The organism is Methylobacterium sp. GC_Met_2 (assembly GCF_026540795.1).
Taxonomy (GTDB): domain Bacteria; phylum Pseudomonadota; class Alphaproteobacteria; order Rhizobiales; family Beijerinckiaceae; genus Methylobacterium.
Genome location: NZ_JALNUM010000033.1, coordinates 1 through 25,797, shown reverse-complemented (window position 1 = coordinate 25,797; position 25,797 = coordinate 1). Strand labels below are relative to the sequence as shown.

The 25,797-nt window shown below is 67.5% G+C and carries 32 protein-coding genes and 1 pseudogene; 17 read left to right on the top strand and 16 right to left on the bottom strand.

Going from position 1 to position 25,797, the window contains the following annotated elements:
* Positions 1 to 69: 69 nt before the first annotated feature.
* From OXS49_RS13660 to OXS49_RS13630, 7 genes are all read right to left on the bottom strand, one after another.
* The gene (locus OXS49_RS13660) at positions 70 to 300 is read right to left on the bottom strand and encodes a hypothetical protein (protein ID WP_267424914.1); all 231 of its coding nucleotides are present in this window, start codon (positions 298 to 300) and stop codon (positions 70 to 72) included.
* A 2-nt stretch (positions 301 to 302) separates the two neighbouring features.
* Positions 303 to 635: a hypothetical protein gene (locus OXS49_RS13655; protein WP_267424912.1), complete on the bottom strand. Its 333-nt coding sequence runs from the start codon at positions 633 to 635 to the stop codon at positions 303 to 305.
* Complete coding sequence (locus tag OXS49_RS13650; RefSeq protein WP_267424909.1) at positions 625 to 1,434, bottom strand: hypothetical protein; 810 nt, start codon at positions 1,432 to 1,434, stop codon at positions 625 to 627. Before OXS49_RS13650 ends, OXS49_RS13655 begins: the two co-directional genes overlap by 11 nt.
* 206 nt (positions 1,435 to 1,640) lie before the next feature.
* Positions 1,641 to 1,988: a hypothetical protein gene (locus OXS49_RS13645; protein WP_267424907.1), complete on the bottom strand. Its 348-nt coding sequence runs from the start codon at positions 1,986 to 1,988 to the stop codon at positions 1,641 to 1,643.
* Positions 1,988 to 2,191, bottom strand: coding sequence for a hypothetical protein (locus tag OXS49_RS13640; protein WP_267424905.1), 204 nt, complete (start codon positions 2,189 to 2,191; stop codon positions 1,988 to 1,990). The genes OXS49_RS13645 and OXS49_RS13640 overlap by 1 nt, the downstream gene beginning before the upstream one ends.
* Positions 2,192 to 2,195: 4 nt before the next feature.
* Positions 2,196 to 2,861 carry a hypothetical protein gene (locus OXS49_RS13635; protein WP_267424902.1) on the bottom strand — a complete coding sequence of 222 codons (666 nt, stop codon included), beginning with the start codon at positions 2,859 to 2,861 and terminating at the stop codon, positions 2,196 to 2,198.
* Between the two features lie 444 nt (positions 2,862 to 3,305).
* Positions 3,306 to 3,530, bottom strand: coding sequence for a hypothetical protein (locus OXS49_RS13630; RefSeq protein ID WP_267424899.1), 225 nt, complete (start codon positions 3,528 to 3,530; stop codon positions 3,306 to 3,308).
* Between the two features lie 380 nt (positions 3,531 to 3,910).
* Here OXS49_RS13630 and OXS49_RS13625 point away from each other — a divergent pair, with 380 nt between their 5' ends.
* Entirely contained in the window at positions 3,911 to 4,099 is a 189-nt protein-coding gene (locus OXS49_RS13625) for a hypothetical protein (protein ID WP_267424897.1), read from the top strand.
* A gap of 367 nt (positions 4,100 to 4,466) precedes the next feature.
* Here OXS49_RS13625 and OXS49_RS13620 read toward each other — a convergent pair whose 3' ends face one another.
* From OXS49_RS13620 to OXS49_RS13590, 7 genes are all read right to left on the bottom strand, one after another.
* Positions 4,467 to 4,841, bottom strand: coding sequence for a hypothetical protein (locus OXS49_RS13620; RefSeq protein WP_267424895.1), 375 nt, complete (start codon positions 4,839 to 4,841; stop codon positions 4,467 to 4,469).
* Positions 4,842 to 4,972: 131 nt separating this feature from the next.
* Entirely contained in the window at positions 4,973 to 6,235 is a 1,263-nt protein-coding gene (locus OXS49_RS13615; protein WP_267424894.1) for an AAA family ATPase, read from the bottom strand.
* The gene (locus tag OXS49_RS13610; protein WP_267424892.1) at positions 6,235 to 6,468 is read right to left on the bottom strand and encodes a hypothetical protein; all 234 of its coding nucleotides are present in this window, start codon (positions 6,466 to 6,468) and stop codon (positions 6,235 to 6,237) included. The genes OXS49_RS13615 and OXS49_RS13610 overlap by 1 nt, the downstream gene beginning before the upstream one ends.
* Complete coding sequence (locus OXS49_RS13605; RefSeq protein WP_267424889.1) at positions 6,465 to 7,376, bottom strand: hypothetical protein; 912 nt, start codon at positions 7,374 to 7,376, stop codon at positions 6,465 to 6,467. Before OXS49_RS13605 ends, OXS49_RS13610 begins: the two co-directional genes overlap by 4 nt.
* A gap of 206 nt (positions 7,377 to 7,582) precedes the next feature.
* Positions 7,583 to 7,798 (bottom strand): DNA-binding protein, encoded by a 216-nt coding sequence (locus OXS49_RS13600; protein WP_267424887.1) that lies wholly within the window; start codon positions 7,796 to 7,798, stop codon positions 7,583 to 7,585.
* An 86-nt stretch (positions 7,799 to 7,884) separates the two neighbouring features.
* A complete protein-coding gene (locus tag OXS49_RS13595) occupies positions 7,885 to 8,508 on the bottom strand; it encodes a hypothetical protein (RefSeq protein ID WP_267424885.1) in 624 nt (207 codons plus the stop codon).
* Positions 8,505 to 9,713, bottom strand: coding sequence for a site-specific integrase (locus tag OXS49_RS13590; protein WP_267424883.1), 1,209 nt, complete (start codon positions 9,711 to 9,713; stop codon positions 8,505 to 8,507). Before OXS49_RS13590 ends, OXS49_RS13595 begins: the two co-directional genes overlap by 4 nt.
* 683 nt (positions 9,714 to 10,396) lie before the next feature.
* Between OXS49_RS13590 and OXS49_RS13585 the strand changes: the two genes are divergently transcribed.
* Genes OXS49_RS13585 through OXS49_RS13550 form a run of 8 tightly spaced genes read left to right on the top strand, consistent with a single transcriptional unit; the run spans position 10,397 to position 17,729 of the window.
* Positions 10,397 to 11,419: an ABC transporter substrate-binding protein gene (locus OXS49_RS13585; RefSeq protein WP_267424880.1), complete on the top strand. Its 1,023-nt coding sequence runs from the start codon at positions 10,397 to 10,399 to the stop codon at positions 11,417 to 11,419.
* Positions 11,416 to 12,171 (top strand): 2Fe-2S iron-sulfur cluster-binding protein, encoded by a 756-nt coding sequence (locus OXS49_RS13580; protein ID WP_267424878.1) that lies wholly within the window; start codon positions 11,416 to 11,418, stop codon positions 12,169 to 12,171. The genes OXS49_RS13585 and OXS49_RS13580 overlap by 4 nt, the downstream gene beginning before the upstream one ends.
* A complete protein-coding gene (locus tag OXS49_RS13575) occupies positions 12,168 to 12,497 on the top strand; it encodes a succinate dehydrogenase (RefSeq protein ID WP_244001821.1) in 330 nt (109 codons plus the stop codon). Before OXS49_RS13580 ends, OXS49_RS13575 begins: the two co-directional genes overlap by 4 nt.
* An 8-nt stretch (positions 12,498 to 12,505) precedes the next feature.
* Positions 12,506 to 12,847 carry a succinate dehydrogenase gene (locus OXS49_RS13570; RefSeq protein ID WP_244001819.1) on the top strand — a complete coding sequence of 114 codons (342 nt, stop codon included), beginning with the start codon at positions 12,506 to 12,508 and terminating at the stop codon, positions 12,845 to 12,847.
* Between the two features lie 30 nt (positions 12,848 to 12,877).
* The gene (locus tag OXS49_RS13565; RefSeq protein ID WP_244001817.1) at positions 12,878 to 13,750 is read left to right on the top strand and encodes a fumarate hydratase; all 873 of its coding nucleotides are present in this window, start codon (positions 12,878 to 12,880) and stop codon (positions 13,748 to 13,750) included.
* 10 nt (positions 13,751 to 13,760) lie between these two features.
* Entirely contained in the window at positions 13,761 to 14,372 is a 612-nt protein-coding gene (locus OXS49_RS13560; RefSeq protein WP_267424872.1) for a fumarate hydratase C-terminal domain-containing protein, read from the top strand.
* Positions 14,369 to 16,093 carry an FAD-binding protein gene (locus OXS49_RS13555; RefSeq protein ID WP_267424869.1) on the top strand — a complete coding sequence of 575 codons (1,725 nt, stop codon included), beginning with the start codon at positions 14,369 to 14,371 and terminating at the stop codon, positions 16,091 to 16,093. Before OXS49_RS13560 ends, OXS49_RS13555 begins: the two co-directional genes overlap by 4 nt.
* A gap of 13 nt (positions 16,094 to 16,106) precedes the next feature.
* Positions 16,107 to 17,729: a thiamine pyrophosphate-binding protein gene (locus OXS49_RS13550; RefSeq protein ID WP_267424866.1), complete on the top strand. Its 1,623-nt coding sequence runs from the start codon at positions 16,107 to 16,109 to the stop codon at positions 17,727 to 17,729.
* 283 nt (positions 17,730 to 18,012) lie between these two features.
* Here OXS49_RS13550 and OXS49_RS13545 read toward each other — a convergent pair whose 3' ends face one another.
* Positions 18,013 to 18,588, bottom strand: coding sequence for a TetR/AcrR family transcriptional regulator (locus OXS49_RS13545; protein WP_267424862.1), 576 nt, complete (start codon positions 18,586 to 18,588; stop codon positions 18,013 to 18,015).
* A gap of 113 nt (positions 18,589 to 18,701) precedes the next feature.
* Between OXS49_RS13545 and OXS49_RS13540 the strand changes: the two genes are divergently transcribed.
* From OXS49_RS13540 to OXS49_RS13530, 3 genes and pseudogenes are all read left to right on the top strand, one after another.
* Positions 18,702 to 19,400 (top strand): glutathione S-transferase C-terminal domain-containing protein, encoded by a 699-nt coding sequence (locus OXS49_RS13540; RefSeq protein ID WP_244001807.1) that lies wholly within the window; start codon positions 18,702 to 18,704, stop codon positions 19,398 to 19,400.
* 58 nt (positions 19,401 to 19,458) lie between these two features.
* Positions 19,459 to 19,617 carry a tautomerase family protein gene (locus OXS49_RS13535; protein ID WP_244001805.1) on the top strand — a complete coding sequence of 53 codons (159 nt, stop codon included), beginning with the start codon at positions 19,459 to 19,461 and terminating at the stop codon, positions 19,615 to 19,617.
* A 12-nt stretch (positions 19,618 to 19,629) separates the two neighbouring features.
* Positions 19,630 to 19,833 (top strand): annotated as a pseudogene (locus OXS49_RS13530) (tautomerase family protein); the annotation flags it as partial.
* Positions 19,834 to 20,012: 179 nt separating this feature from the next.
* Here OXS49_RS13530 and OXS49_RS13525 read toward each other — a convergent pair.
* The gene (locus OXS49_RS13525) at positions 20,013 to 20,759 is read right to left on the bottom strand and encodes a sulfite exporter TauE/SafE family protein (protein WP_267424857.1); all 747 of its coding nucleotides are present in this window, start codon (positions 20,757 to 20,759) and stop codon (positions 20,013 to 20,015) included.
* A gap of 474 nt (positions 20,760 to 21,233) precedes the next feature.
* Here OXS49_RS13525 and OXS49_RS13520 point away from each other — a divergent pair, with 474 nt between their 5' ends.
* From OXS49_RS13520 to OXS49_RS13500, 5 genes are read left to right on the top strand one after another with little or no spacing between them, the layout of a single operon-like run.
* Complete coding sequence (locus tag OXS49_RS13520; protein ID WP_267424854.1) at positions 21,234 to 21,551, top strand: UxaA family hydrolase; 318 nt, start codon at positions 21,234 to 21,236, stop codon at positions 21,549 to 21,551.
* 7 nt (positions 21,552 to 21,558) lie between these two features.
* Positions 21,559 to 22,839: a UxaA family hydrolase gene (locus OXS49_RS13515; RefSeq protein ID WP_276081773.1), complete on the top strand. Its 1,281-nt coding sequence runs from the start codon at positions 21,559 to 21,561 to the stop codon at positions 22,837 to 22,839.
* A 58-nt stretch (positions 22,840 to 22,897) separates the two neighbouring features.
* Entirely contained in the window at positions 22,898 to 23,839 is a 942-nt protein-coding gene (locus OXS49_RS13510) for a hydroxyacid dehydrogenase (RefSeq protein ID WP_267424851.1), read from the top strand.
* A 4-nt stretch (positions 23,840 to 23,843) separates the two neighbouring features.
* Entirely contained in the window at positions 23,844 to 24,833 is a 990-nt protein-coding gene (locus tag OXS49_RS13505; protein WP_244001795.1) for an Ldh family oxidoreductase, read from the top strand.
* A 57-nt stretch (positions 24,834 to 24,890) separates the two neighbouring features.
* Complete coding sequence (locus OXS49_RS13500; RefSeq protein WP_267424847.1) at positions 24,891 to 25,700, top strand: GntR family transcriptional regulator; 810 nt, start codon at positions 24,891 to 24,893, stop codon at positions 25,698 to 25,700.
* Positions 25,701 to 25,797 lie beyond the last annotated feature (97 nt).

Below are 25,797 nucleotides of genomic sequence, written 5' to 3'. Positions count from 1 at the left end.
CAGGGGTCCGGTAAACTTGTCCCGAACCTCGGCTTCCATGCGCAGGGCTTCATCGGCCATGGATGGCTCCTATGCCTGTGATGCGGCGGGCGGCGGCGGCTGAAGTGAGGCCGACAGCGCGTCGAAAACCTGCGTGGCCGTCTGGACGGTCGCGAGCAGATAGGCCGCGGTGAGATCGGCCTCGGTCACATCCGGCCACCGCGCCGCGATCGTCTCCAGCACCTCGGCCTTCCACGCCGCCTCGGTGTCGCCGATGCCGGTGCTCAGCAGGTAGTCGGCGATCGCGGCGACGCGGGTCACGGTTACCGGCGGCCGATAGCGGCGCCGAGCTGCCGGCGCTCGGATTCCCAGGCCTCTAAATCGCGTTCGACACCGCGGCGGATTTCGGCATGGCGCTCGCGCTTCTGCGCCTCAGTGAGGACCGGCCGCGGCTGGCCCATCTGCCGCACGGCGGTAGCGTGCCGGAACGAGCGGGCGAGCTGCTCCCGCGCTATCTCGGCCTCACGTTCGCGGCGGATCTGAGCGAGGGTGGCGTCGACCTCGGCCTCGACGTCGGCACGGATGCGCTGGCGTTCACGCTCCTCGACCTCGCCGCGGCGAGCCTGCCAGGCCTGGAATGCTTTTTCAGAAAACACGGTGCTGCTCCACGGTTCGATCGGAATTGCTGAAGCGCGGGCGACCCCAGAACGGGGCTGACCACAGGTAGCTGTCGGGGGCGATGTCGGGCAGGTTCACGAATTCGAGCACGGATCGGTGCTCCACCGCGGGATGCAGCGAGAGGGGCAATTCGATGGTGCGGGTGCGCCGCTCCCACCGTCCGCGGTTAGCGTGCATCTCTGGACAGTCATGAGGCCCAGCGACCAGGCCGGTCTCCCGGTTGACGAAGTAGACTTCTTCCTTCGTCAGGCCTTTGACCTCCGGGAAATACTGGCCGTTGAACGCGGGCTCCAGCATCGTCGAAAGCGGATCTGCACCGTCCGGCAAATTCTTGTTCGCCTCGTAGATCACGGCCCGGCACTTCATCGCTCGGTTCAGGATCTCGACCATCGCCGTTGCGGCCGGCAGGTACTCACGTTCTAGAACACGGCGGCCTTCGGTCAAAGCCTTCTCGGCCTCGGCGTAGGCGCCCCGGCGGCGGCCTTGTTCAACCTGGGCTTCGGCGACCTCGATCTCGCTGGCCAGACGGGTGCACCGCGCTTCAGCTACGGCGACCCGGCGTTCAACGGCACCCAGGGCGGTCTCGTGCTGCTCCAACTGGGCCACATCCTCCGAGCCCAGCACGTCATCGCGTCGCTCCTGAAGATCATGCCGGGCGCGGACAGCATCGGTGCGCTCGGCCTCAGCAGCATCGAGGTCGCGCCGCAGTCGTTCTAACTCAACGGCGTCGACTGCTGATCCTGCTGTCTCTTTCCGCTTCCGGCTCATCAGCGCCATGAGTTCACCTATCCAAATTCGTGTGCGGCTCGTCAGTGCCTTGACCGGCCGTTCGAAAGGCCGCGGAGCCCGGAGGCACTGTTCTCGTTGTTCGACTGAGCCGCAGAGCCGTCAAAAGGGTGCTCCGCTTTCGAGAATGGCAATTCACCAAAGCAACACGGCACGCGCAACACCGCATTCACGGCATTCACGGCATGGCCGTAAAACTATTCGGAGATTTGCCCCAAAAGGGTATTGAGGCGTCGGACCGATACTCGCCACCGACCAGCATACATCTTGCCGACGCCACGTTCACGGCACCACCGCGTGATCGTGTCGGGATGGCGCCCCGCACGGGCTGCGGCTTGGGCCACGGTCAGCAGGCCCGGATGACTTGCGGTGATCGGCCAGTCCTGCGGCTCGATAGCAGCCGTGCCGGTGCCCTGCTGGCATTCGGTCATGTAGGCCCAGACCGCCGATTGCGCCGCCTCAGCTACGCTCTGCGCCGCACGGGCGCGATCGATCAGATCGGCTAGGATCGGGTCCGTGAAGACAAAGTGCTGCTGCACCTCCATCAGCGCGGAAACTCCAGCCAAGTGCGGCGGCGCGGCGGGCGGGCTCGGCGAGCCCTGCCGGTGCTGGGATCGAGAACGAAGCCCGGCTCGGGCGCATCCACCCACTGCCGATCCGTAGCCTTCGGCACCACGATGCGCGCAGGCTCGGCTCTGAGGCTGACGACCTCGACGTAGCGGTGGGCGGGATGTTCGACCTGAGCCATGCTGCTACTCGTTCCCAAAGAGCACATCGGCCACGGCTAGATCGCGATCGAACCGACGCGAGTCCTCCGCACCAAGATCAGACCAAACAGGAGTGGCATCGAGGTACGCCCTCAGGGCTACCGGATCGAAAGAGACCCCCGCTGTCTCAGCGAGAGCCTTCCAATCCGGTTCGCACAATGGGGTTCGCAGCTCGCCCGGTTCATCGAGGTCTTCGAACCATGGGTGTTCCATGATGTGAAGAACGACGTTGGCCGCCTGGATCGTGGGCGAGTGAGCCAGATGCGCCGCGGCGTAGGCCACCTCCAGCGAGCCGCCGGCTTCGAGCACCGCATGCGCGACGATCAGCGGATGCACGCGCACCATGTGCTGGACCGACAATCGGACGTGCGCGTCGTACCCGATCTCCCCCTCGAAAAGTCGGTCGCTCAGAATGGTGGATCGCTGCGGCTTCGGCCGGGTTTGCGGCTTGTCCACGAGCTTGCGCGCCCTGACCACGCCCTTGTCCTCGTAGGTCTGGCTTAACTGAGTCCGGTTGATCCAGTTAAGAGCATCCTCGCGGTTCAGTTTGCCGTCCGAACGTACTGGCAGGCCGGCTTTCACGTATTGGCTGACGCGAGCCTTAGAAATCCGCAGTTCGGCAGCAAGTGCAGCCTTAGTTGTGATGGCCATGAGTCCGCTGCCAACTGTGAAGGGTTAAGTGGTTTTCAGAGGCTGCACCTAGACAGCCAACGAACTTGCGCTGACCCTCGGGCCTGGGCGGCTAAAGGAAGGACCCTGGATGAAATTTCTGACCGGTCACCCTCCATGCGGAGAGCCCCGTTGGGTCCCACCTCTCACCCTCGTCCTGTTTCACCGGACATCAGGTCGAGGCGGGCGACGCTTTCGATGCATTCGCGGCTGATCGCGTTCAGGGCGCCGATGGCGGCGATGAAGCCGGCGCGGCGGCTTCCTCAGTCAGATCAGGCCAGCGCTGCTGTAGGGCCTTCGCTACCTCTCCTGGATCGTCTGGTAGGTCGCGGCTCTTCGTTAGCAAGTAGCTCAGCAAGTTGGGCGAGCCCTGGACGGCGTCGAGCACAAGGTGCTGCGCGAGGTCGAAGGCGGGATCGGTGACCATCAGGCGGCGCGCCTCAGGGCGGCAGCGGGACCAGCCGGACCAGGGCCATCGTCCAGGGTCGGGAGCGCGATGCCGTCGGCCTTCAGCTTCTCCCGCAAGGCCTGACGCATCCACTCGGCGGACGAGGTTCGAGCCTGACGGGCGGCGCGTGCAACGGCATGGTTCAGGCCGGGCTCAGCCCTGAAGCGAACGGGTTCGGAGAACTCGATACGGTCGGCAGACATCTCGGGTGCACTCCGTGTGCAAGTGATGACCCGAGATGTGGTGCGACTTGATCTCTGAAAGCAAGCGGACGACTTGTATTGTCTGATCGTCCGCCGCTGTTCGCTGTTATGCCTAGTTGTTCGCTGTTGTGTTTTGTTATGTCTGGCCTGAGCTGTTCTGCCGCAGGGTAGATCGCTCGGTCAGTGGCCAGCAGCGCCGGCATGACCGCAACCAGCGTGCCGCATCCTGAGCTGAGGCTAAGGGATGGCGTCTGACCTGTCACACCGTCGGCGATGGGAGCGATTAACTGTACTAGACGAAGCTAGAAAATGCATTCGAAGCTTTTTAATGCTGTTTTAATTGATAGACGCGAACTTAGGCATGATCGGAGTCGAACGCCATGATTAGCGTCTCGTCGAACAACTACTTTGCTCTCGTTCGCGCGGCAGAAACCGAAGCTATCCGAACGGGCTCGCCGATGGATGGCAAGCAGTCCGTTGCCGTCACGGTCGACCAGACGGAGCCACCACCGGCACCACCCGTCGCGAACGCCTCTGCGACAGGTCAAATTGTCAACGTGATGGTCTGAAAATCTGGTCACTGGGTATATTATAATCAGTGACCAGATTGCGGCGCCGCGACCTTTGCCGATTGTCATTGTGTACATTGTCATCATTGACAACGCCGTGCCCGTCCGACCTCAACCGAGGTCACTGTGTACATTGTCATCATTGACCTGTGGCGGGGCCGAGACAAAAATGTCGGCGCCGAAAAGATCAGATCCGTGCGCTTGCGAACGGTTGTCGCGCCGGCGCGACAATCACTGTTTACATTGTCATCAGTGATTTCTCCCGGCGCCGGGAGAATGTCTCCGGTCGCACGGCCGGAATTGCTGACAATGCAAACAATTCCTCGGCGAACGAGCCGGACCTTCAGAGCGGCCCGGCCCGAACGAATTAGTCACGGCGCGTCAGAGTGACCTGCCGGATGTTGGTGCAGCTCACGACCTTGATGCCGCCGCCGAGCATTTCGGCTGCCCGCTCCAACACGTTGTCAACCTCGACGAGGTGAACCATCGCGTTCTGGGCTGCGGGTGACGGGGTGTCGTGCTGGCGCTCGTCGGTGGTCAGGGCCTCCTCGGCCTCTCCGAGCGCGCCTTGAGCCTGCTCGATGAAGTTCAGCGCCTTGGCCTTCAGAGCTTCTGCCCGGTCCATAGCGGTCGGCAGTTTGGTGACGTTGCTCATGTCGAATTCCTTCTGCGGGGTGATGCCGTAGGTCCGCACGGCGAGCGGCCAGAGCGACGGCGCCCGGCGCCGCCGCAGTGATCCCAAAAAACGGATCCTTTCGGTCCCAGGGCGGACAAACCGGACATTCCGGACAGATGTCCGCGTTGTCCGGTGTCCGGATCCGGACGGACAGGACAGATCCCTAGGGTTTTGTCCTGTCCGTCCGGTCGCGGCGGTCATTCCGCGGCCTCGATTAGCCAGAGGTGATCGACACCCTTGAGGGCGACCGAGCCGATCAGGCTGCGGCCGAGGCAGGTATCGACGGCACGCTTGAAGGCCTTCCGCTTCGCCTCGGTGCGCTTACTCTCGTCGTCGCCATCCGCAGGGTAGATCGCGCTGAACCCCGTCTTGACGGCCTGCAGCGGAACGGCGCGCACCTCGGCGCCCTCGTTGCCGAACGGCCAGGCACGAACCCCTTCGTCGGCGAGGCTCGACAGCAGGGCTTGGCGGAACACCTTCACGGATGTCGGCCAGCGCTCCTTGCCAGCCGCCATTGCGGCAGAGGACACTCGATCCGTCTGCCACTGGACCACGCAGGTCGTGATTGGCTCCTGATCGTAGTTCTCGCCGACGGTGATCACATCAAGCGCGAACGGGATCTCGTAGCCGCAGCGCGCGCCACGCACTTTCCGGATCGCCATGCGCGTGTTGGAGATCGTGCCGCCCTCGTCGCGGTTCGCCAGTACCGCCAACACCACGTCGGCAGCCGCTTCCTTGGCGGAGGATCCGCGGGTGCCGGTCTCAGTCGTCTTCCCGAAATGGTCGATGCCCAACACGAACGCGCCGGTCTGACGGCTCAACGCCTCCATAGCGTTCATCACCTTCTGCGCCTCGGCGGCGCTGTTCTCGTCACCGAAGCCGGCGGCCGCAGCCACCGTGTCGATGATGATCATCGCGAGCGGGAGATCGAAGGCCTCGCGGAGGTGATCTGCCGCCGCCTTGGCCGTCGCGACGAGCTGCGTGACCGCCTCGGTGCTGAGCAGGCGCGGGCAGTCCTCGATCCAAGCGAACGGCAAACGTTCGGTTGCGTCCCCGCCTACCTTGCCCTGGACAAGGCCGCGGAGCCGGATCGGGATCTCGAAGGCGCCCTCGGACGCTACGAACAGCACGCCGCCGCGGCGCATAACCCGCCGGCCGGCGAACGGCTCGCCGGTCATGATCGATGCGGACAGGTCGAGCGCCGTGAAGGTCTTCCCGGAGCCCCACTGACCGGGCATTAGCCCCTTGCCGGTCTCGCTGATCAGGTCTTGGACAAGCCAGTCCCGATCGGCCTGCGGGTCTGCATCGCCGTGCCACCGGATGTTGATGGCAGCCCCGGTCCGGGGCGGTCCATCGTCACGACGCTTGCTCCGCGGCAGGGCGTCCGGGTCTGGACCCGGCCAGTCGTGAAAGCGATCCGAGTCGTCCAGGGAGGAGCCGTTGTAAGAGCGCTCCGACATCAAGCACCTCCGCGTGAGACAGTGGGGCTGAGGAGCGCTGCGGAGTCCGCTGCGCTGGCGAGTGCGACCGCGGCCTGACGGAGCGCGTACCGAAGGCCGCGGGCGTCGCCGATCGCCGCGAACTCGGTGGCCATCCGAGAATAGGACTCGGCGATCGACGCGGCCTCGGCGACGGCGTCGAAGGTGTGCCCCATCATCGCCGCACGCTCGGGGCTGTGGAACGGCACGTTCATGCTGCACCTCCCGCACTGAACCGGGCGCCCCAGGCGCGGAGGTGTTCCCGCTCGGACTCCTCGGCGACCCGCAGGGCCGTGAGCGCAGCGGCGGGGATGTGCCGCTCGATGACCTCCGTCACCATCGCCTTCAGGGTTCGAGGATGCAGCGCGTCCAACTCGACGCTCTCGCCCTCGAAGCCCTTGGCGTGCCGATTACCCTCCCGTTTCGTTGGCCGGGTCGGGAGCCGGTACTCGGTGATCTGCGCCTCGGTCAGCGCAACCCGCTCCATCGTGAACTCGACGTCGGGGCAGAATTCCCGCAGCCGAGCCTCGATGGTCTTCGGGATCAGGGCGCCGGTCGGGTCGTGGTCGCCGAACTGGTAGAGGTACGTCGGCCGGTCGCGGTACCGCCACTCGATCTTCATCTGCTCCGCGGTCGTATGCAGGAAGGTGAGCGACGGCATGCCTTTCGAGGACAGCAACGGCACGTCGTACACAGACGTGACGTCCCACATGATGCCGGACAGGGCGTCCTTCTCGACCCAGATCTCGACGTAGGCCGGCGCCTCGCGCAGCGCGCTCTTCCGGTAGAACCGGGCGGTGTCCTCCACCGCCTGGGTCATGCTGGTGTAAGTCGAGGTGACGAGGCGGCGTCGGCTGTGATCCACGATCCAGGCGAACGGCAGCTCGCCCGCGACCCGCATCGAAGTCAGCAGCCGCACGACAGTCTGCTGGTATTGGGCTTCGCTCTTCTCAATCAGCCCGCGCTGGACGAGCTGGTAGAAGATCTGCCTCACCGTCATCGGCTGGTCGGCCTCGACGATGTCGTAGATCACCTGCTTGAGGTCGGTGACCTCGGACTTGGACCGGCGAGTCCGCTTTATAGAGCATGCCTGATAAGTCGGGTTGAGGGTGGGGGCGCTCATGCGCGCCTCCAGTTCTCGGGCAGCTCGAAGGCGTGGGCCGCGATGACTGCGGCGACGGCGGGGCTGCATTTCAGGCGCGCGGTGATCCGGCGCGCTTGAAGGTCGAGGTGGTGTGGGTTATCTCTGAGATCGTCAGCCCCTAAGCAGACATTTCCCAGAGCCCTCGGCGTACCAGCGCCGGGGGTTCTGACGTTGTAGGCCATGGTCTATGCGGCCTCCTTCTTTGAAGCCTGTCGATTTTCAAAGGCTTGCAGGTCGGCCAGCCGCCAATAGCGGCGCCCGTTAATTCGAATCGGCTGGGGGAAGCCAAGGCAGCTGTCTTTCAGCCACCGGAAGATCGTCATGTCGCTGACCTGATAGCGGGCCAGGACTTGAGCCGCCGGCAACATGTCTTCGGGTGAGCGTTGGGTGCGAGAGTTCATTGCGCCGCTCCTTTGAGGAACACGCTTCCTATTGATGCTAGATGTTAGGTCGTGTCAGCCAGGAATGGTCAGGAACGGTCAGGAACTCAGCCGCGGTCAATCTTTTCGAAGCGGCGATACAAAGGGCCGATATGGTTTTTCATCGAACCCAGACTGGGTCCACCCTTTTGACCACCGAATAAATTCCACAAATAATCGAATAGTTTTTCTTGGCTTTCCGGAAGCCCGTTGACGTAAATATGTGCGGCCGCCTCAATCAAATACCTTTCCCAATCATAGTCTCCCTTCGCTCCGCCAATTCCTTTGCGGGGAGCTTCTGCCGCAGGCATAGCGGCGGGCGAAACTGTCAGTTCTGCCTCGCACTCAAAATCCGGCCACTGATTAAATACATCGGCCGTACGAAGTCTAACGCGATGAAAATCGCCCATATGATAATGAGTTTGCCCTTTTGAACCTAAATTTGAGCGTTCCACTTGGTGCTCGATCCTGCTCTCGCCCCAGATCACAAACCGAGCGTCACGTAAGTTGCCCGTGTGCAAGATCCTTTCTGGGTACGCGTTGCCGTTCATGTAGTAGTCCGCTGCCATAGCAATTTTGCCGGATCGTAACGCCTCAAGCAGCAAAATCTCGGCGGTTGCTTTGCTCTCTAGAATTTCTGCAAGCCGCCTATGAGCTTGGCTCAAGCTGACCCAATCATTCTGAGCGGTCATTTTGCGGCGTCTCTCACGACTATATTATTGACGTGCGCCGCCCACGCCTCCAGCGCCGCCCGCTTCTCATCGGCGAACTGGTGCCGCTGATAAACACCAACCACGCCCCCGAACGAGCCAGAGGTGTGGTTCAGGACCTTCTCGATCACCGGCAGGTTGATCCCGAGCCGCGCCATGCCAGAGGCTGCCGTACGGCGCAGATCGTGCAGAACCCAAGGCGGTGCATCCGGCAAGGTCGCGTCGAGACGCTTCTTGATCTTGCTGAAGCCGGAGACCGGCGTCTCGCCGGTGGTCGTGAACACGAGTCCGCGGCTGCCGGCGATGCGGCGGACGCTGGCTAGCGCCTTCACGGCCGAGTCGGAAAGCGGCACATCGTGCGCGATCCCATTCTTCGCTCGCTCTTTTGGAATGCTCCAGATCCGCGCATCGAGGTCGACCTCGCGCCACGTCATCTGGCCCACTTCGTCGCGGCGTTGTGCCGTGAGCGCCAGCAGTTTGATCAATGCGCCGAACGGCTCGTTGAGTCGGTCGCATGCCTGAAGGATGGCTCGCAGTTCTTCATCAGACAGGACGCGGTCCCGGCTCTTTTCGGCCGTAGGTGCCCTCACGTCGGTGCAGGGATTGGTGACGATCACCCCGCGCTCAACCAGCCATCCGAACATGCGCCGGACCACCGCGAGAGTCCGGTTCGCAGATACAGGCGCGCCGCGGTCAACGATGGCATCCATCAGCTCGACGACGTCGCGCCGGGCGATCTCCTGGACCCTACGAGCGCGCCAGAGCGGCAGAGCGTGTGTCGCGAGCAGACGTTCGCTCTCCCGCCACGTCTGCTCTTTCGTATTGGCCTTGGCGTAGCGCTCAATGAACAACGCAGCTGCCGCATCGAAGCGATCGCGATTGGGCCCGGGCGTCTCACCAGCCACGCGCCGCACCTCGGCCTTGTCAGCTGCGGGATCACGGCCGGACGCAACCGCAACGAGGGTGCGGCGGGCGATCTCACGGGCGTTCGCTAGGTCGATGGCCGGATACCGGCCGAGGGTGTGCTTCCGGGTTCGGCCGCCCGCCCTGTAGCGGACAGCCCACGATTTCACGCCCGTCGACTGGCAGACGAGATAGAGGCCAGGGATCAGCCCATCCGGGATTTCAGCCCGAACCGGTCCGCCCTTCAACGCCTCGATCCCTCTGACCGTGAGGGCCTTCGGCATGACCTCGCTCCGAAACCGCTGGCCTTCGGAGGGTATCACCAGGGTAACACCGAAGGCACGTTTGGGCCTGGTAGGCTCTGTGATCCACACTAGCCAACACTCCCAAAAAAACAAGCATCAGCAACGGCTTGCAGATCACGTCTACTGCGAGTTTTTGTTAGGTTTTGTGATGCCTTTTCGTCAGTTTTGTAAACCGAAGGTCGGGAGTTCGATCCTCTCCACCGGCACCAATCGGACTCCGGCAGACCCCCGGTCCCTTCCCATCCCACCCGCCGATGCGCAGCGGCGACCGCGCATTGAGCCGAACCTCGTGCTGTGACCGGACGCCAGCCGACATCCGGTCGGGTGACGATGCACGGCGCATGATCATGCCACCGGGGCATCCGCCCGTGCGCCGAGATGACTCCGTGGGTCTCCGGCGAAGGGGTATCGTCGGTGCAGGCACGACGGCTCCGGGCACGCGCGATGCCGAGGGTGCGGTGTATCCCGTTTCAAGCCAGGTCCGCTCCGGCTTCGATCAGTCCTACAAATGATAGATTATCGCCGCCGCTTGCAGTCTCGCACCGCCTTCGGGCAAGTCATATATATGACATAGGAGCGTTGACAGGCACGACCGGGAGCGTATCTTCGGTCCGACGCTGACGGCTCGGCTAAGATCGGCGCGCAGACGGGTAGGAACCGCCATGACGGCACGGGGCAAGATCCGGCTCGTCGGGACGCTCGCGGCCCTGTGGGGAGCGCTAGGCGCCGCCCAGGCCGAGGTCTCGACCGTGCGGCTCGCCAAGCAGTTCGGGATCTCCTACCTGCCGCTCACCGTGATGGAGGAGCAGGGCCTGCTGGAGAAGCAGGCCAAGCAGCGCGGCCTCGACATCAAGGCCGAGTGGCTGCGCTTCACCGGCGGCTCGGGGATGAACGAGGCCCTGCTGTCCGGCAATCTCGATCTCGCCTCCGGCGGTGTCGGCCCGTTCCTGACGATCTGGGGCCGGACGCAGGGCAATCTGAAGGTCAAGGGCGTGTCGGCGCTGAACGCCATGCCGCTGTGGCTGGTGACCACCAATCCAGCCGTCACGTCGATCAAGGATTTTGGGCCCCAGGACAAGATAGCCCTGCCGACCGCCAAGACCTCGATCCAGGCCATCACCTTGCAGATGGCCGCCGAGAAGGCGTTCGGCCCCGGCCAGCAGGGCAAGCTCGATCCGCTCACCGTCTCGATGGGGCATCCGGACGCGCAGACTGCCATGATGGGCGGCCGCTCCGAGATCACGGCCCATTTCGGCTCGCCGCCCTTCCAGGAGATGGAGCTGAAGGACCCGCGCGCCCGCAAGGTGCTCGACAGCTACGACGTCATGGGCGGCCCCCACACCTTCAACCTCGTCTGGGCGACCAGCCGGTTCGTCACCGACAACCCCACGGTCACGGCGGCCTTCAGGGCGGCGCTGGAGGAGAGCCTCGCACTGATCCGCGATGACCCGGCCCGGGCCGCGGCGCTCTGGATCAAGGCGGAGGGGGCGAAGATTTCGCCCGCGGAGGCCGTGGCGATCATCCGCGCGCCGCAGAACGCCTGGACCACCAAGCCCGAGCGGATGCTCGCCTACCTCGCCTACATGAACCGCGCCGGTCTGGTCTCCGCCACGGCCTCCAGCGAGAGCGAGCTGTTCTTCCCCGATCCGAACGCGAGCGGCGCCCCGAAGGCGATCACGCGGTGACGGCGCGCGTCGATCACGCCGCCGTCGGGCCGGGTGCGACCGGGGCCTTGCGGGTGCGTGTCCGGCGGGGGGAGACCGTCGCGGACTTCGTGGTGCCGCGCCGCGCCAACCAGACCGTGCTCGACGTCGTCACCGAGATCCAGCGCGATCAGGACCCGACCCTCGCCTACCGCTTCGCCTGCCGGGTCGGCATGTGCGGCTCCTGCGGGATGACGGTGAACGGGCGCCCGCGCTGGACCTGCCGCACCCGGGTCGCCACCGTGGCGCCGGACGGGGAGCTGCTGCTGGAGCCCCTGCGCAACCTGCCGGTGGTGAAGGACCTCGCGGTCGACATGGAGCCCTTCTTCGAGAAGTGGCGCCGGGCCCACGGCTTCTTCGAGCCGGGCGAGAACCCGCCCGACGACTTCGTGGCGGTCGCGCCGGATTCACCCGCACGCCAGGAGGTCGATGCCGGCATCGAATGCATCGCTTGCGGCGTCTGCTACGCGGCCTGCGATCTGGTGACGTGGAACCCCGATTACCTCGGACCGGCGGCCCTCAACCGGGCCTGGACGCTGGTCAACGACGTGCGCGACCGCGACCGGGACGGGCGGCTCGCCGCGGTGGCGGGCGATGCCGGCTGCCATTCCTGCCACAGCCACATGAGCTGCACCGAGCATTGCCCGAAGGGCTTAAGCCCGACCTTCGCGATCGCCGGCCTGAAGCGCGAGACCGGCAAGGCGGCGCTGCGCCGGTTCTGGAGGCGCGGATGAGCCCGCTCCTGTACCTCGCCCAGCGGGGCACCGCGGCGATCCTCGCGGTCACGGTGGCGGTCCATCTCGGCACGATCCTCTACGCGGTGCGCGGGGGGCTCACGGCCGGGGAGATCCTGGGCCGGACGCAGGGGAACCTCGCCTTCCTGGTGTTCTACGCGGTCTTCGTCCTGGCCGCCGCGATCCACGCCCCGATCGGCCTGCGCAGCATCCTGCGCGAGTGGACGCGCTGGCGCGGTCGCTTCCTCGATCTCAGCATGATCGCGCTCTCAGGCCTGCTCGCCGGGCTCGGCCTGCGGGCGGCGCTGGCGGTGTACGGGGCATGACGCGCAGGATGGTCCGCACGTCCCTCCGCCGGCCGGGCTACGCCGCCGCCCTGATCCATCGCCTCTCAGGGATCGCCCTGGCGCTGTTCCTGCCGATGCACTTCATCGCGCTCGGGACCGCGCTGCAGGGCGCCGACCGGTTCGAGAGCTTCCTCGGCCTGACCCAGAACGGCTTCGTCCGCACCGGCGAATGGGGCCTCGTCTGTGCGCTCGCCGTCCACATGGCGCTGGGGCTGCGGGTGCTCGCCATCGAGTGGCTGCGCTACCGCGAGCCCACCGCCCGCGTCGTCTCGGGCTGCCTCGCCACCGCCTTCGCGGTCGGCCTCCTGTTCCTCCTCAGCGGGGCCTGATCCCCCGCCCCTCGCCAGCGGAGCCCCGCCATGGATCTCGACATCCGCGAATTCGAGGCCGTCTGCCGCGACCTCTATGTCCGCGCCCTGAAGATCCTGCCGCCCGACATCAAGGCGGGCTTCGCCGAACTGCGGCGGTCCGAGACCAGCGCCACCGGCCGCGCCATCCTCGACACGATGGTGGAGAACGTCGCGGTCGCCGAGCGCACGAAGAACATCCTCTGCCAGGATACCGGCATCCCGATCTACAACGTCGTCATCGGCGCCGACGTGCGCGTCGACGGCGCCGCGCTCAAGGCCGCGATCCGGCGCGGCTGCGAGCGGGCGACCAAGGAGTTCTCCTTACGCTCCTCGGTGGTCCACCCGATCACCCGCCAGAACGCGCAGACCTCCTGCGGCATCCGGGTGCCGATCATCCATATCGATTTCGACGACCGGCCCGAGACCCTGGCGGTCGAGATGATCCCGAAGGGTTCGGGGTCGGAGAACGGCTCGTTCCTGCAGATGCTGCTGCCCTCGGACGGGATCGGCGCGGCCAAGCGCTTCGTCATCGACCGGGTGATCGAACTGGGCGGCCGGGTCTGCCCGCCGACCATCGTGGGGGTCGGACTCGGCGGCACCTCGGACCTGTGCATGCACCTCGCCAAGGTGGCGGCGACCCGGCCGCTGCGCTCCGTCTGCGCCGATCCCGAGGGCGCCCGGATCGAGGCCGATCTGTCCCGCGCCGTGAACGCGCTCGGCATCGGCCCGCAGGGGCTGGGCGGACGCTCCACCAGCTTCGCCGTCCATGTCGAGCTCGCCGCGACCCACATCACCCAGAACCCGGTCGCCGTGAACATCCAGTGCCACTCGGCCCGCCGCGCCCGTGCGACGATCACGCCGGGCGGCATCGCGTTCGATTGAGGAGCACCCCGTGGCCCACCACGTCCTCGACATGCCGGCCACTGAGCCCGAGATCCGGGCGCTCCGGATCGGCGACACCGTCACCCTGCGGCGCTGGCTGTTCGGCATCCGCGACGCGACCCTGATCCACATGTTCGACCGGGACCGCCGCACCCGGCTCGACCTGAACGGCCACGCGGTGATCCACACCGCGCCGAACGTCCACCGCGTCCCGGTCTCGAACGCGGCGCCGGTCGGCTACGCGCCGTTCTGCATCGGCACCACCACGTCGATGCGCATGGAGCGCTTCACCGACGCCCTGATGGAACGCGAGGGCGTACGCCTCATCGTCGGCAAGGGCGGCATGGGCCCGGCGACCCTCGACGCCTTCGCCAAACGCGGCGGCGCCTATCTGGCGATCGTCGGCGGCGCGGCGGCGCTGGAGACCACCTGGATCGAGACGATCGTGGACGTCGATCTCGACGATCTTCACCCCGAGAGCCTGTGGCACTTCGCGATCCGCGATTTCGGGCCGCTGCTGGTCGGCATGGATTCGCATGGCGGCTCGCTCTTCGCCGAGGTGCAGCGCGACGTGGCCGCCCGGCGCGACGCCGTCATCGCCTCCCTGGAAGACGCCCGATGAGCCCCGAGCCGGTCGAGACCGACATCCTGATCCTCGGCTCCGGCGGGGCCGGGCTGTTCGCGGCGCTCCACGCCAAGAAGATCGCGCCCGGCCTCGACGTCACGATCGCGGTGAAGGGGCTGCTCGGCAAGTGCGGCTGCACCCGCATGGTCCAGGGCGGCTACAACGTGGCGCTGGCGCCGGGCGACTCGGTCGAGCGACACTTCATGGACACGATCGAGGGCGGCAAGTGGCTGAACGACCAGGCGCTCGCCTGGACGCTGGTCACCGAGGCGCAGGTGCGGATCCGTGAGCTGGAAACCGAGCTCGGCTGCTTCTTCGACCGGAACCCGGACGGCAGCGTCCACCAGAAGGCGTTTGCCGGCCAGACCTTCGACCGGACGGTGCACAAGGGCGACCTCACCGGCATCGAGATCATCAACCGCCTGGCCGAGCAGGTCTGGCGCCGGGACGTGCGCCGCCTGGAGGATCACCGCGCCCTGGAGCTGATCCCGGCCCGGGACGGCTCGGGGCTCGCCGGCGTGCTGATGCTCGACATGCGCACCGGCGCGCCGAAGCTGGTGCGGGCCAGGGCCGTGCTGCTCGCCACCGGCGGCGGGCCGACCATGTACAAGTACCACACGCCGTCGGGCGACAAGTCCTGCGACGGGCTCGCCATGGCGTTGCGCGCCGGGCTGCCGTTGCGCGACATGGAGATGGTGCAGTTCCACCCGACCGGGCTGCTCGCCGGCGCCAGCACCCGCATGACCGGGACGGTGCTTGAGGAGGGCCTGCGCGGCGCGGGCGGCTGGCTCCTCGATGCCACCGGCCAGCGCTTCATGGAGGCCTACGACCCGCGGGCCGAGCGCGCGACCCGGGACGTGGTCAGCCGCTCGATCATGCGGCGGCTGCGCGAGGGCTTCGGCACCCCGAGCGGCGGCGTCCACATCCGAATGAGCCACCTCGGCCCCGAGGACGTGCGCCGCCGGTTCAAGGGCATGGTCGAGCGCTGCGCCGATTGCGGCTTCGATCTCGCGGGGGGGCTCGTCGAGGTCATCCCCACGGCCCATTACATGATGGGCGGCATCCAGTTCGCGGTCGACGGCACCACCGCTCTGCCGCGCCTCTTCGCGGCCGGCGAGGATACCGGCGGCGTCCACGGGGCGAACCGGCTGGGCGGCAACGGGGTGGCGAACTCCACGGTGTTCGGGGGGCTGGCCGGCCAATCCATGGCCCGCGCCGTGCGGCGCGAGGGTTCTTTCGCCGACCCGGACCCCACGGCCATCGAGGCGGGCCTCGCCCGCGCCTACGGCCCGCTCGGCCGGCCGGGCGGGTCGCTGCCGGAGATCCGCGAGGCGCTCTACGAGACGATGTGGGCCGATGTCGGTATCCTGCGGGACGCGGCCGGCCTGACCCGGGCGCTCGCCACCCTCGACGGGCTCTCCGACGCGGTCGCCCGGGCCGGCGCGCCGGACGGCGACCGCCGCTACGCGCTGACCTGGATGGACCGCCTGAACCTCGAGAACCTCGTCCTGGTCTCGCAGGCGGTCGCCCGGGCGGCCCTCGCCCGCACCGACAGCCGCGGCGCCCATTTCCGCGAGGATTTCCCGGAGGCCTCGGATCTCGCGACCTCGCACTACACAGTGGTGCGCCAGCGCAGCGGGGCGCTCGACCTCGCGATGGAGCCGGTGCACTTCACGCATGTGCGGCCCGGCGGCTCGCTCCTCGACGCCGCCGCTTGAGGAGAGCCCGTCCATGCAGACCCTGCGCGGTGCCGACATCGTCGCCCGGACCCTGGAGGCGCTCGGCGTCACCCGGATCTTCACCCTGTCGGGCAACCACATCATGCCGGTCTTCGACGCGCTGCTGGAGACCGGGATCGCCCTCGTCCATACCCGGCACGAGGCAGCCTGCGTCCACATGGCCGACGCCTGGGGCCGGCTGACCGGCGAGGTCGGGGTCGCGCTGGTCACGGGTGGACAGGGCCACACCAACGGCGCGGCGGCGCTCACCACGGCACTGGCGGCGGAGTCGCCGGTGCTGTTGCTCTCCGGCCATGCGGGCCTGTCCGAACTCGGGCGCGGCGCCTTCCAGGAGCTGGCCCAGGCCGACATCGCCCGGCCGATGACCAAGGCCGCCTGGACCGCCGGTTCGGTCGCGGCACTGGCCCCCGATCTTGCCCGCGCCGTCCGGATCGCCCGCGAGGGGCGGCCCGGCCCGGTCCATCTCAGCCTGCCGATCGATCTGCTGGAGACGGCCGTCCCCGCCGCCTCGGTCCGGATCCCGGACCGGGCGGCGGCCGCGATCCAGCTTGCCGAGCCGGCGCCGAATCTCGTGGCCGATCTGCTCGCCGCCCTCGACGGCGCGGAACGCCCCCTCGTCGCCTGCGGGCCCGCCCTGTGCGACGCCTCCGGCCGGGCCGCCATGGCGGCGCTGGAGGAAACCCTCGGCCTGCCGGTCGTCGGCATGGAGAGCCCGCGCGGGATCAACGATCCGGCGCTCGGCGCCTTCGCCGAAATCCTGGCGCGGGCCGACCTCCTCGTCCTCCTCGGCAAGCCGCTCGACTTCACCCTGCGCTTCGGCGCGGCGCCCGCCCTCGCGCCCGATTGCCGCTTCGCCATCGTCGATCCCGATCCGACGCTCCTTGCCCGCGCTCCAGCCGAGCGGCTCGCCGTTGCGGGCCTCGCCGATCCGCGGCCGGTGCTGGCGACTCTGACGGCCCGAGGAGGCCCGCGCCGCCGGGACGCGTGGCACGCCGAGGCGCGGGCAGCCCTCGCCCACCGGCCGGCCGGCTGGGCGGATCTGCGTGGGAAGGACGGGAACCTGCACCCGGTGGAGTTGTGCCGCGCGGTCGACGCCTTCCTGGAACACCATCGGGACGGCACGCTGATCTGCGACGGCGGCGAGATCGGCCAATGGCCGCAGGCCCTCGTCGGCGCCGGGCGCCGGCTGATCAACGGCGTCTCGGGGACGATCGGCGCGTCGATCCCCTTCGCGATCGCGGCCGCGCTGGAGCGCCCCGGCGCCCCCGTGGTCGCGGTCCTGGGCGACGGCACTTTCGGCTTCCACATGGCCGAGTTCGACACCGCCGTGCGCTACGGCATCCCGTTCATCGCGGTGGTCGGCAACGACGCGCGCTGGAACGCCGAGCACCAGATCCAGTTGCGCAGCTACGGCTCCGAACGGACGCGCCACTGTGACCTGCTCCCGACCCGCTACGACGCGGTGGTCCAGGCGCTCGGCGGCTTCGGGGCGCTGGTGACCGGGGCCGCCGACCTCCCGGCGGCGCTGGAGGCGGCCCATGCCAGCGGATTGCCGGCCTGCATCAACGTGATGATCGCGAGCGTGCCGGCGCCCATGATCCGTCGGGCCGGCTGAGGTCTGACCTCTATCAGCTTGGCCTTGGTGATGTCCGGGAAGGGTGGATTGCCGCCTGACCGCTCACGGTGGGCGAAGCATAGAAGCAGACTTTGTTTGCGTGCGTGCTTTAGCACTACTTTGGCAGAAAGGCGTACAGACCTAAGAAAGCGTAGAAGGCGGACAATTATCCGCTTCAACAGCGACCTAAGGTCATAGAAAAGAGCGGCATTCTGGCGTCACTGCCTACCGTCAGGTAGCGCGACGCCGACACCCTGAATGGGACTGCCAAAGTAGTGTTAGATCAGTTCGGCAAGAGTCCCGCCTCCTGATAGCTCCTGACCAACGCGTCGAACAGATTTATGTCCGAACGGCTTCGAGCGATGATCTGAGCTCCGGCTACAGCAGCATAGATGGCACGGGCTCTCGTCTCCCCGTCCTTCGGCTCAACGTGTTTTGCAGCAACAAGCTGCTCGCTTAGCCAGGCCGTATTAACGTCTGCAAAAGACTGGACCTCCTTCAGAACCTGCTCAGGCAACGCGTCATACTCTGTCGCCATGAAGCTGCTGAGGCACATGCGATTGTTGTGCTCCAGAGAGAGGCGAAAAATGCTGGGGTATTGCCGCAGCGCTTCCATCGGGCTTTGCGCATCCGTTGAGATAGCTTTAAGATCGCGGGCAATGTCTTCCCTATAGCGGCGCGCGACGGCCTCGCCGAGGATGGCCTTGTTGGCGAAGTAGTAGGTGATGCTGGCGGCCTTGATGCCAACGGCCTCCGCGAGGTCGCGGAAATTGATGCCGCCGTAGCCATAAGCCATCGCGGCTTCCCGCGCGGCCACGAGGATCGCCTCACGCACATCCCTCTTCAACGTCGCTGCCATTCTCGACCTCCACCTGTCATATGGCAGACAGGGGTTGACGGCACAAGAGATTGCCCCTAGCTTGCTGTCTGTCATATGGCAGACAGGCTAAATTTCAGGGAAGCGAGACCACGATGTCCGACAAGCTGAAGCTCTTCACCTCCCCCTCGGCTTTCCCGAACCCGCAACGCCTGCGGATCTTCATGCACGAGAAGGGCATCGCCGGTCACTTCGACGAGACGGTCTACGACATGTCACCGGTCGGCGAGCAACGGGGTTGGAAGCACCTGAAGATGAACGCTTGGGGCGAGACACCGACCCTCGCGCTCGCCGACGGCTCTTACCTGAGCGAGACCTCCGCCATCGCCCGCTACCTCGACGACACGTTCGAAGGCCGCAAGATCATGGGCGAGACGGCGCACGAGCGTGGCCTCGATCAGATGTGGGACAATCGGGTGTGGGTGCACATCCTCTATCCCATCGTCACGGCATTCCATGTCCTGCATCAGGGCCTGGGCCCGAAGCTCGAACTGACCAGCAATCCAGCCTGGGGCGAGCACTCCCGCAAGGTGGCACTGGCGCATGCCGGCTTGGTCGATCGGCATCTCTCCGACGGCCGCGCGTGGCTGCTGGGAGGCGATCAGCCGACGTTCTCGGACATCACGTTGGCGACGGCCATCGCGTTCTCCAAGTTCCCGGTGAACGCCACGCCGCTCGATGAGCGTTTCGAGCATCTCGATGCCTTCTGGCAGCGCTGGCAGTCTCGGCCGACCTTCATCGCCGCCTATGCGGACAGGAGCAGCGGCGTGCCGGAGATCGACAACCGGACGTGAGCGCCGAGCGGTCGGTCCCGGCCGGGGTCCGACCGCAATCCCGCCCGAGGAGGTCATCATGCCTTTTGCACGTATCGATTTGATCCAGGGGAAAAGCCCCGCGTACCGCGCTGCCGTGGCGGACATCGTCTATCGAGGCATCGTCGACATCCTCGAAGCGCCCGATGGCGACCGCTTCGTCGTGATCGGCGAGCACGAAGCGGATAACCTTGTATAGGATCCGCAATTTCTTGGCTTCAGGCGGTCTCCGGACTTCATTTTGATCCAAGTCACGAGCACCGTCGGAAACAAGAAGGACACCAAGTTCGCCTTCTACCGTTCTGTTGCCGACGCACTGAAATCTAAATTGGGGATCCGACCTGACGACATCATGATCAACATGGTCTTTGTCGACAAGGAGGATTGGTCGTTCGGTGATGGTCAGCCGTGGTAACGCCGCCGGATATCACCTTGGCCCACAAGTGCAGGGACGCCGATTCATGACCGCTTTGGGGAAGCGCCGACGGTCATCGTAACGGCCGGCATGGCTCGATAGCAGCCATCTCACGCGCAAGCTGATCGGGTTCAGACCCCAGACGCTGGCCTCCGAAACAGGCATCGGTCCGCCCGCGCTCAGCCAGGCAGCAGACCGGGCAGCGCCAGCGCGGTGGTGGTGAGCCCGATCGCCGCGAGCAGCGCGAGGACCACGGTGCGGAAGCGCTGCTGGTCGATCCGGGCGAACAGCGCGAGCCCGGCCAGCACGCTCACCAGCACCACCGGCAGCGCCAAAGCGAGATCGCCGACGAGGTCGGGCGGGATCGGGTCGAGGGCGACGAGGATCGCCAGCGCCCAGACCTGCATCACCAGGGTGAAGGACTGGTAGACCGCCCGCTGGGTGCGGGGCTCCCAACCGCGTACGAGGCTCCAGGCCGTCGGCAGGGCGCCGGACAGGCCCGCGATGCCGCCCAGCACCCCGCCCAGGAAGCCGATCGCGCCGTCGCTCCAGCGATTGCCGAACCCCACCCGGTACTCGGCGCGCAGCAGACTGACGCCCCCGCTGTAGACCACCAGGAAGGCGCCGATGGCGATCTTGATGTGGCGCGGATCGAGATCGTGCAGCAGGTGGATGCCGATCGGCGCGCCGACGAGGCCGGGCAGGATCATCGCGAACGCGGTGCCCCGCGGCGGCCAGGTCCGCAGCCGCAGGATCGAGATCACCTGCGCCAGGATGCTGCAGACGAGTACCAGCGCGGTCGCCTCGACGGGCGTGCGGATCGAGAGCAGCGTGCCGGAGGCGATCAGCGCGAACGCGAATCCCGTCAGCCCCGACACCAGGCCGGCACAGCCGACGCAGAGGACGAGGAGGAGCGTGTCGTTCACCGGGCGCGCCCTGCCCGGCCGATGGCAAACGCCTGGGCAACCGCCATCCTCATCCTCCCGTCCGGCGCCCCGCCGGGGCGGGCTCCTTTAGTCTATATCTTATATAAGACTTGGCGTGCGAGGCAAGCTGCGAGCGTCGTGCCCTGTTCCTGGGGAAGTACCCCGACGGACCCGCGCTGGTGGCGTCAGTCGCGTGCTGGACAGGCTGTCCGGATCTGCCGCGCGCGCGCCCCGCCTTTTGAAGCTTTCAGACCCACACAGTGTGGGCCGCGATACGGTTGCAGAATACGGCGCGGGTCCCCTCTCCCGCACGGGAGAAGAGGCACGTCGCGCCTTGCAGGGCCGGGTGCCCCGAGCCCCGAACCAATGAAATCACCGCCGCCGCACAATCGGTCGTTGACGCCCAGCATCTGATAAGTCTTATATAAGATACGTCGCCACCCAGAAGCCGACCACCACCATCAGGAGGACCGCATGAGCAGCCACGCCGCGTCCGGCGAGGGGCACCGCAAGCCGCATCTTCTCGCCCATTCCCCCCAGGACAACGTCGCCGTCGCGGTGATCGAGGGCCTGAGCGCCAACACCGACGCCTTCGGGGTGATCACCGAGAACGACACCACCTTCGCGGTCCAGGTCCGCCACGACATCCCGATCGGCCACAAGGTGGCACTCACCGACCTGAAGGCCGGCGACACCGCCATCAAGTACGGCCAGGACATCGGCAAGGTCATCCAGGACGTCGCCAAGGGCGAGCACGTCCACGTTCACAACGTCAAGACGAAGCGCTGGTGAGGTGACGATGTTTAGGCAAGCCGCTCCGCTCGAACACGAGATCGCCAGCCCCTTCGTCGGCGGCGCCCCCGATCAACTCGCCACGAAGGCGCTCGCGACCACGCGCGCCTCGGAGACCTACACGTCCGCCACCTTCATGGGCTGGCGCCGGGAGAACGGCCGGGTCGGCGTGCGCAACCACGTCGTGCTCCTGCCGCTCGACGATCTCTCCAACGCCGCCTGCGAGGCCGTCGCCAACACCATAAAGGGCACGATGGCGCTGCCCCACGCCTACGGCCGGCTCCAGTTCGGTGAGGATCTGGACCTCCACTTCCGCACCCTGATCGGCATCGGCTCGAATCCGAACGTCGCCGCCGTCGTGGTGATCGGCATCGAGGACCAGTGGACCAACCGCGTGGTCGAGGGGATTGCCAGGACGGGCAAGCCCGTCGTCGGCTTCGGCATCGAGGGCCACGGCGACATCGCGATCGTCGCCACGGCGAGCTACCAAGCCAAGCGCTTCGTGCAATGGGCGACCGAGCTCCAGCGCGAGGAATGCCCGATCGCCGACCTGTGGGTCTCCACCAAGTGCGGCGAGTCCGACACCACCACCGGCCTCGCCTCCTGCCCCACCGTCGGCAACATGTACGACAAGCTGATCCCCCACGGGATCTACGGGGTGTTCGGCGAGACCTCGGAGATCACCGGCGCCGAGCACCTCTGCCGCGAGCGGGCGATCAGCCCGGATATCGCCGACAAATGGTACACGATGTGGAAGGCCTACCAGGACGACGTGATCGAGGCCCACAAGACCGACGACCTGTCCGACTCGCAGCCGACCAAGGGCAACATCGTGGGCGGTCTCACCACGATCGAGGAGAAGGCGCTCGGGAACCTGGAAAAGATCGGCCATGAGTGCCGGTTCATCGACGCGCTGCAGCCCGCGGAGGCGCCCGCCAAGGGGCCGGGCCTCTACTTCATGGACACGTCCTCGGCGGCGGCCGAGTGTGTCACCCTGATGGCGGCGGCCGGCTACGTGGTCCACACCTTCCCGACCGGCCAGGGCAACGTGATCGGCAACCCGATCGTCCCGGTGATCAAGATCACGGGCAATCCCCGCACCGTGCGCACCATGGGCGAGCATATCGACGTCGACGTCTCGGGTGTGCTCAGCCGCGAGATGACCATCCCGCAGGCCGGCGATGCGCTGATCGATATGGTGGTGCGCACCGCCAACGGCCGGCTCACGGCGGCCGAATCCCTCGGCCACCGGGAATTCGTGATGACGAAGCTCTACCGTAGCGCCTGACGCCGAGCCCGGCGCCCGCGCGACGGGCGCCGGACCGACAGGGGAACGAGGAGAGACCATGCCCAAGGTCGTCATCAGCGAGTTCATGGACGCGGCGGCGATCGCCGAGGACCTTGCCGGCTTCGACACCCTGTACGATCCCGGGCTGGTCGACCGGCCGGACGCGCTGGCGGCGGCGCTGGCCGGCGCCGACGCGCTGATCGTGCGCAACCGGACCCAGGTGCGCGGCGCCCTGCTGGAAGCCGCGCGGGATCTCAAGGTGGTGGGCCGCCTCGGGGTCGGGCTCGACAATATCGACGTGGCAGCCTGCCGGGAGCGGGGCATCGCGGTCTACCCGGCGACCGGCGCCAATGACGGGGCGGTGGCCGAATACGTCGTGGCCACCGCGATGCTGCTGCTGCGCGGCGCCTACGGGGCGACGGCGCGCGTCGCCGCCGGCACGTGGCCGCGCAACGCCCTGATGGGCCGCGAGATCGCCGGCCGGCACCTCGGCCTCCTCGGGTTCGGCTCGATTGCCCGGGAGACCGCCCGCCGGGCCGCGGCTCTGGGGATGAAGGTCGCGGCCCATGATCCGTTCGTCGATCCCGGGGATCCCGCCTGGAGCCCGGACCACGGCCCGGTCCGGAACCGGGATCTCGATGCCCTCATCGCCGGAAGCGACGTGCTGTCCCTGCACGTGCCGCTCACCGACGAGACCCGCGGCCTGATCGACGCGGCCGCCCTCGCCCGAATGCCGAAGGGCGCGATCCTGATCAACGCGGCGCGGGGCGGAATCGTGGACGAGGCGGCCGTCGCGGACGCGCTGCGCGCCGGCCATCTCGGCGGCGCGGCGCTGGACGTGTTCGACCGCGAGCCCCTCGACGCGCAGGCCGGCGCCGTCTTCGCCGACGTGCCGAACCTGATCCTGACGCCGCACATCGCCGGGGTGACCCAGGAGTCGAACGTGCGCGTCTCGTCCGTCACGGCGCAGGCCGTGCGCCGCCACCTGACGGAGCGCTGAGCCGATGCCGGCCCTGCCCCTGCCGGAGGCCGAGGATCTGGCCGCCCAGGCGCTGATCCGCTGCGGCACCGCCGGGGCCGCAGCGCGGAGCGTCGCCCGGGCGCTGGTCGGCGCCGAGGCGGACGGCTTGAAGGGCCACGGCCTGTCGCGGGTCGCGCCCTACGGTGCACAGGTGCGGGCCGGCAAGATCGCGGGCGATGCGGTCCCCCGGGCGGACCAGCCGCGGCCGGGCCTGCTCGCCATCGATGCCGCCCACGGCTTCGCCTACCCGGCCCTCGACCTCGCCCTGGAGGCGCTGCCCGGCCTCGCCCACAGCCAAGGAATCGCGGCGGCCGGCCTCCGCCGCTCGCACCATTGTGGCGCGGCCGGGCGGCCGGTGGAGGCCCTGGCCGAGCAGGGCTGCGTCGCGCTGCTCGTCGCCAACACGCCGGCCGCCATGGCGCCCTGGGGCGGGCGGCAGGCGGTGTTCGGCACCAACCCTCTGGCCTTCGCCTGCCCGCTGCCGGGCCGGGCGCCAATCGTGATCGACCTCGCCCTGTCGAAGGTCGCCCGGGCCAACATCGTCGGGGCGGCCAAAAACGGCGCGCCGATCCCCGAGGGGTGGGCCCTCGACGCCGAGGGGCGCCCGACCACGGATGCCAGGGCCGCCCTCGACGGCACGATGGTTCCGCTCGGCGACGCCAAGGGTACGGCGCTGGCCCTGATGGTCGAGTTGCTGGCCGCCGGGCTCGTCGGCGCGCGCTTTGCAGGGGAGGCCTCGTCGTTCCTCGACGCCGCGGGCGACCCGCCGGGCACCGGCCAGCTGATCATCGCCCTCGACGCGGCGGCGCTCAGCCCGGACGCGCCGGAGCGCTTCGCGGTGCTGGCCGCGGCGATCGAGGCGCAGGACGGGGCCCGGCTGCCGGGCAGCCGCCGGCTGGCCCTGCGTCGCCGGGCCGCCGAGGCGGGGCTCGAAGTCGCCGATGCGCTTTTGGCCGAGATCCGGGCCCTGTAAGGCGGAGCGCCCGTATTGCCCCGCTCGGCGGGCCGACGTAAGCGAGAGGAGGGCGCGGTGCTGGACACAACCTTCGACGCTCTGCCCGCAGATGGGGCTCAGCGTCGTCACACGATGGAACGGTCAGGCGAAGGGCAGGCAGGTGCGGGACGCCCCGGCGGCGTTGGCTTCCGGCCCCTGTACCGACAGGTCTACGACACGCTGCTGAAGCGCCTCGCCGACGCGGTCTGGCAGCCCGGCCAGATGCTGCCGAGCGAGGGGCAGCTCGCCGCCGAACTCGGCGTCAGCCAGGGCACGGTGCGCAAGGCCCTCGATGCGCTGACCGCCGACAGCCTGCTGGTGCGCCGCCAGGGCCGCGGCACCTTCGTGGCCGACCACGACGACAAGCAGAGCGTCTTCCGCTTCCTGAAGCTGCGCCCGGACAATGACGGGGTCGGCCTGCCGACGAGCCGTGTCACCGGGATCGCGGAGGCCGCCGCCAGCGCCGACGAGCGCGGGCGGCTCGACCTCGTGCGCACCGCCCGGGTGGTGCGGATCGAGCGCGTGCGCGCCGTCGATGCGCGGCTCTGCGTGGCCGAGACGATCAGCGTGCCCGCAGCGCTGTTCCCGGGCATCACCGTCCTCGCGTTGCCCAACACGCTCTACAGCCTGTACGCGACCCGCTATGGCATCACGATCGCGACCGCCAACGAGCGGTTGAAGGCAGTGGCTTTGGGCGCCCGCGAGGCGGAGCTGCTGCAGGCCCCGGCCGGCGCCCCCGCCCTGGAGATCGACCGTATCGCGATCGACCTGGAGGAGCGCCCGGTGGAATGGCGCCTCTCGACCTGCCTGACGCAGGAGGTCCACTACCTGTCGGTCCTGCGGTGACCGGGGCTGGCGCGCTCCCCGGAGCTACCACGCGCCCTCCCTCCCCCCTCTGCGGGGGAGGGTGGCCCGACGGGCGCTCTCTGCGTCAGCAGGGGTC

Excerpts from the sequence above, each read along its gene's own strand:
- OXS49_RS13650 (WP_267424909.1), bottom strand. The coding sequence starts at position 1,434 with ATGGCGCTGATGAGCCGGAAGCGGAAAGAGACAGCAGGATCAGCAGTC.
- OXS49_RS13645 (WP_267424907.1), bottom strand. The coding sequence starts at position 1,988 with ATGGAGGTGCAGCAGCACTTTGTCTTCACGGACCCGATCCTAGCCGAT.
- OXS49_RS13640 (WP_267424905.1), bottom strand. The coding sequence starts at position 2,191 with ATGGCTCAGGTCGAACATCCCGCCCACCGCTACGTCGAGGTCGTCAGC.
- OXS49_RS13635 (WP_267424902.1), bottom strand. The coding sequence starts at position 2,861 with ATGGCCATCACAACTAAGGCTGCACTTGCTGCCGAACTGCGGATTTCT.
- OXS49_RS13630 (WP_267424899.1), bottom strand. The coding sequence starts at position 3,530 with ATGTCTGCCGACCGTATCGAGTTCTCCGAACCCGTTCGCTTCAGGGCT.
- OXS49_RS13625 (WP_267424897.1), top strand. The coding sequence starts at position 3,911 with ATGATTAGCGTCTCGTCGAACAACTACTTTGCTCTCGTTCGCGCGGCA.
- OXS49_RS13615 (WP_267424894.1), bottom strand. The coding sequence starts at position 6,235 with ATGTCGGAGCGCTCTTACAACGGCTCCTCCCTGGACGACTCGGATCGC.
- OXS49_RS13610 (WP_267424892.1), bottom strand. The coding sequence starts at position 6,468 with ATGAACGTGCCGTTCCACAGCCCCGAGCGTGCGGCGATGATGGGGCAC.
- OXS49_RS13605 (WP_267424889.1), bottom strand. The coding sequence starts at position 7,376 with ATGAGCGCCCCCACCCTCAACCCGACTTATCAGGCATGCTCTATAAAG.
- OXS49_RS13600 (WP_267424887.1), bottom strand. The coding sequence starts at position 7,798 with ATGAACTCTCGCACCCAACGCTCACCCGAAGACATGTTGCCGGCGGCT.
- OXS49_RS13595 (WP_267424885.1), bottom strand. The coding sequence starts at position 8,508 with ATGACCGCTCAGAATGATTGGGTCAGCTTGAGCCAAGCTCATAGGCGG.
- OXS49_RS13590 (WP_267424883.1), bottom strand. The coding sequence starts at position 9,713 with ATGCCGAAGGCCCTCACGGTCAGAGGGATCGAGGCGTTGAAGGGCGGA.
- OXS49_RS13585 (WP_267424880.1), top strand. The coding sequence starts at position 10,397 with ATGACGGCACGGGGCAAGATCCGGCTCGTCGGGACGCTCGCGGCCCTG.
- OXS49_RS13575 (WP_244001821.1), top strand. The coding sequence starts at position 12,168 with ATGAGCCCGCTCCTGTACCTCGCCCAGCGGGGCACCGCGGCGATCCTC.
- OXS49_RS13570 (WP_244001819.1), top strand. The coding sequence starts at position 12,506 with ATGGTCCGCACGTCCCTCCGCCGGCCGGGCTACGCCGCCGCCCTGATC.
- OXS49_RS13565 (WP_244001817.1), top strand. The coding sequence starts at position 12,878 with ATGGATCTCGACATCCGCGAATTCGAGGCCGTCTGCCGCGACCTCTAT.
- OXS49_RS13555 (WP_267424869.1), top strand. The coding sequence starts at position 14,369 with ATGAGCCCCGAGCCGGTCGAGACCGACATCCTGATCCTCGGCTCCGGC.
- OXS49_RS13550 (WP_267424866.1), top strand. The coding sequence starts at position 16,107 with ATGCAGACCCTGCGCGGTGCCGACATCGTCGCCCGGACCCTGGAGGCG.
- OXS49_RS13545 (WP_267424862.1), bottom strand. The coding sequence starts at position 18,588 with ATGGCAGCGACGTTGAAGAGGGATGTGCGTGAGGCGATCCTCGTGGCC.
- OXS49_RS13540 (WP_244001807.1), top strand. The coding sequence starts at position 18,702 with ATGTCCGACAAGCTGAAGCTCTTCACCTCCCCCTCGGCTTTCCCGAAC.
- OXS49_RS13535 (WP_244001805.1), top strand. The coding sequence starts at position 19,459 with ATGCCTTTTGCACGTATCGATTTGATCCAGGGGAAAAGCCCCGCGTAC.
- OXS49_RS13520 (WP_267424854.1), top strand. The coding sequence starts at position 21,234 with ATGAGCAGCCACGCCGCGTCCGGCGAGGGGCACCGCAAGCCGCATCTT.
- OXS49_RS13515 (WP_276081773.1), top strand. The coding sequence starts at position 21,559 with ATGTTTAGGCAAGCCGCTCCGCTCGAACACGAGATCGCCAGCCCCTTC.
- OXS49_RS13510 (WP_267424851.1), top strand. The coding sequence starts at position 22,898 with ATGCCCAAGGTCGTCATCAGCGAGTTCATGGACGCGGCGGCGATCGCC.
- OXS49_RS13505 (WP_244001795.1), top strand. The coding sequence starts at position 23,844 with ATGCCGGCCCTGCCCCTGCCGGAGGCCGAGGATCTGGCCGCCCAGGCG.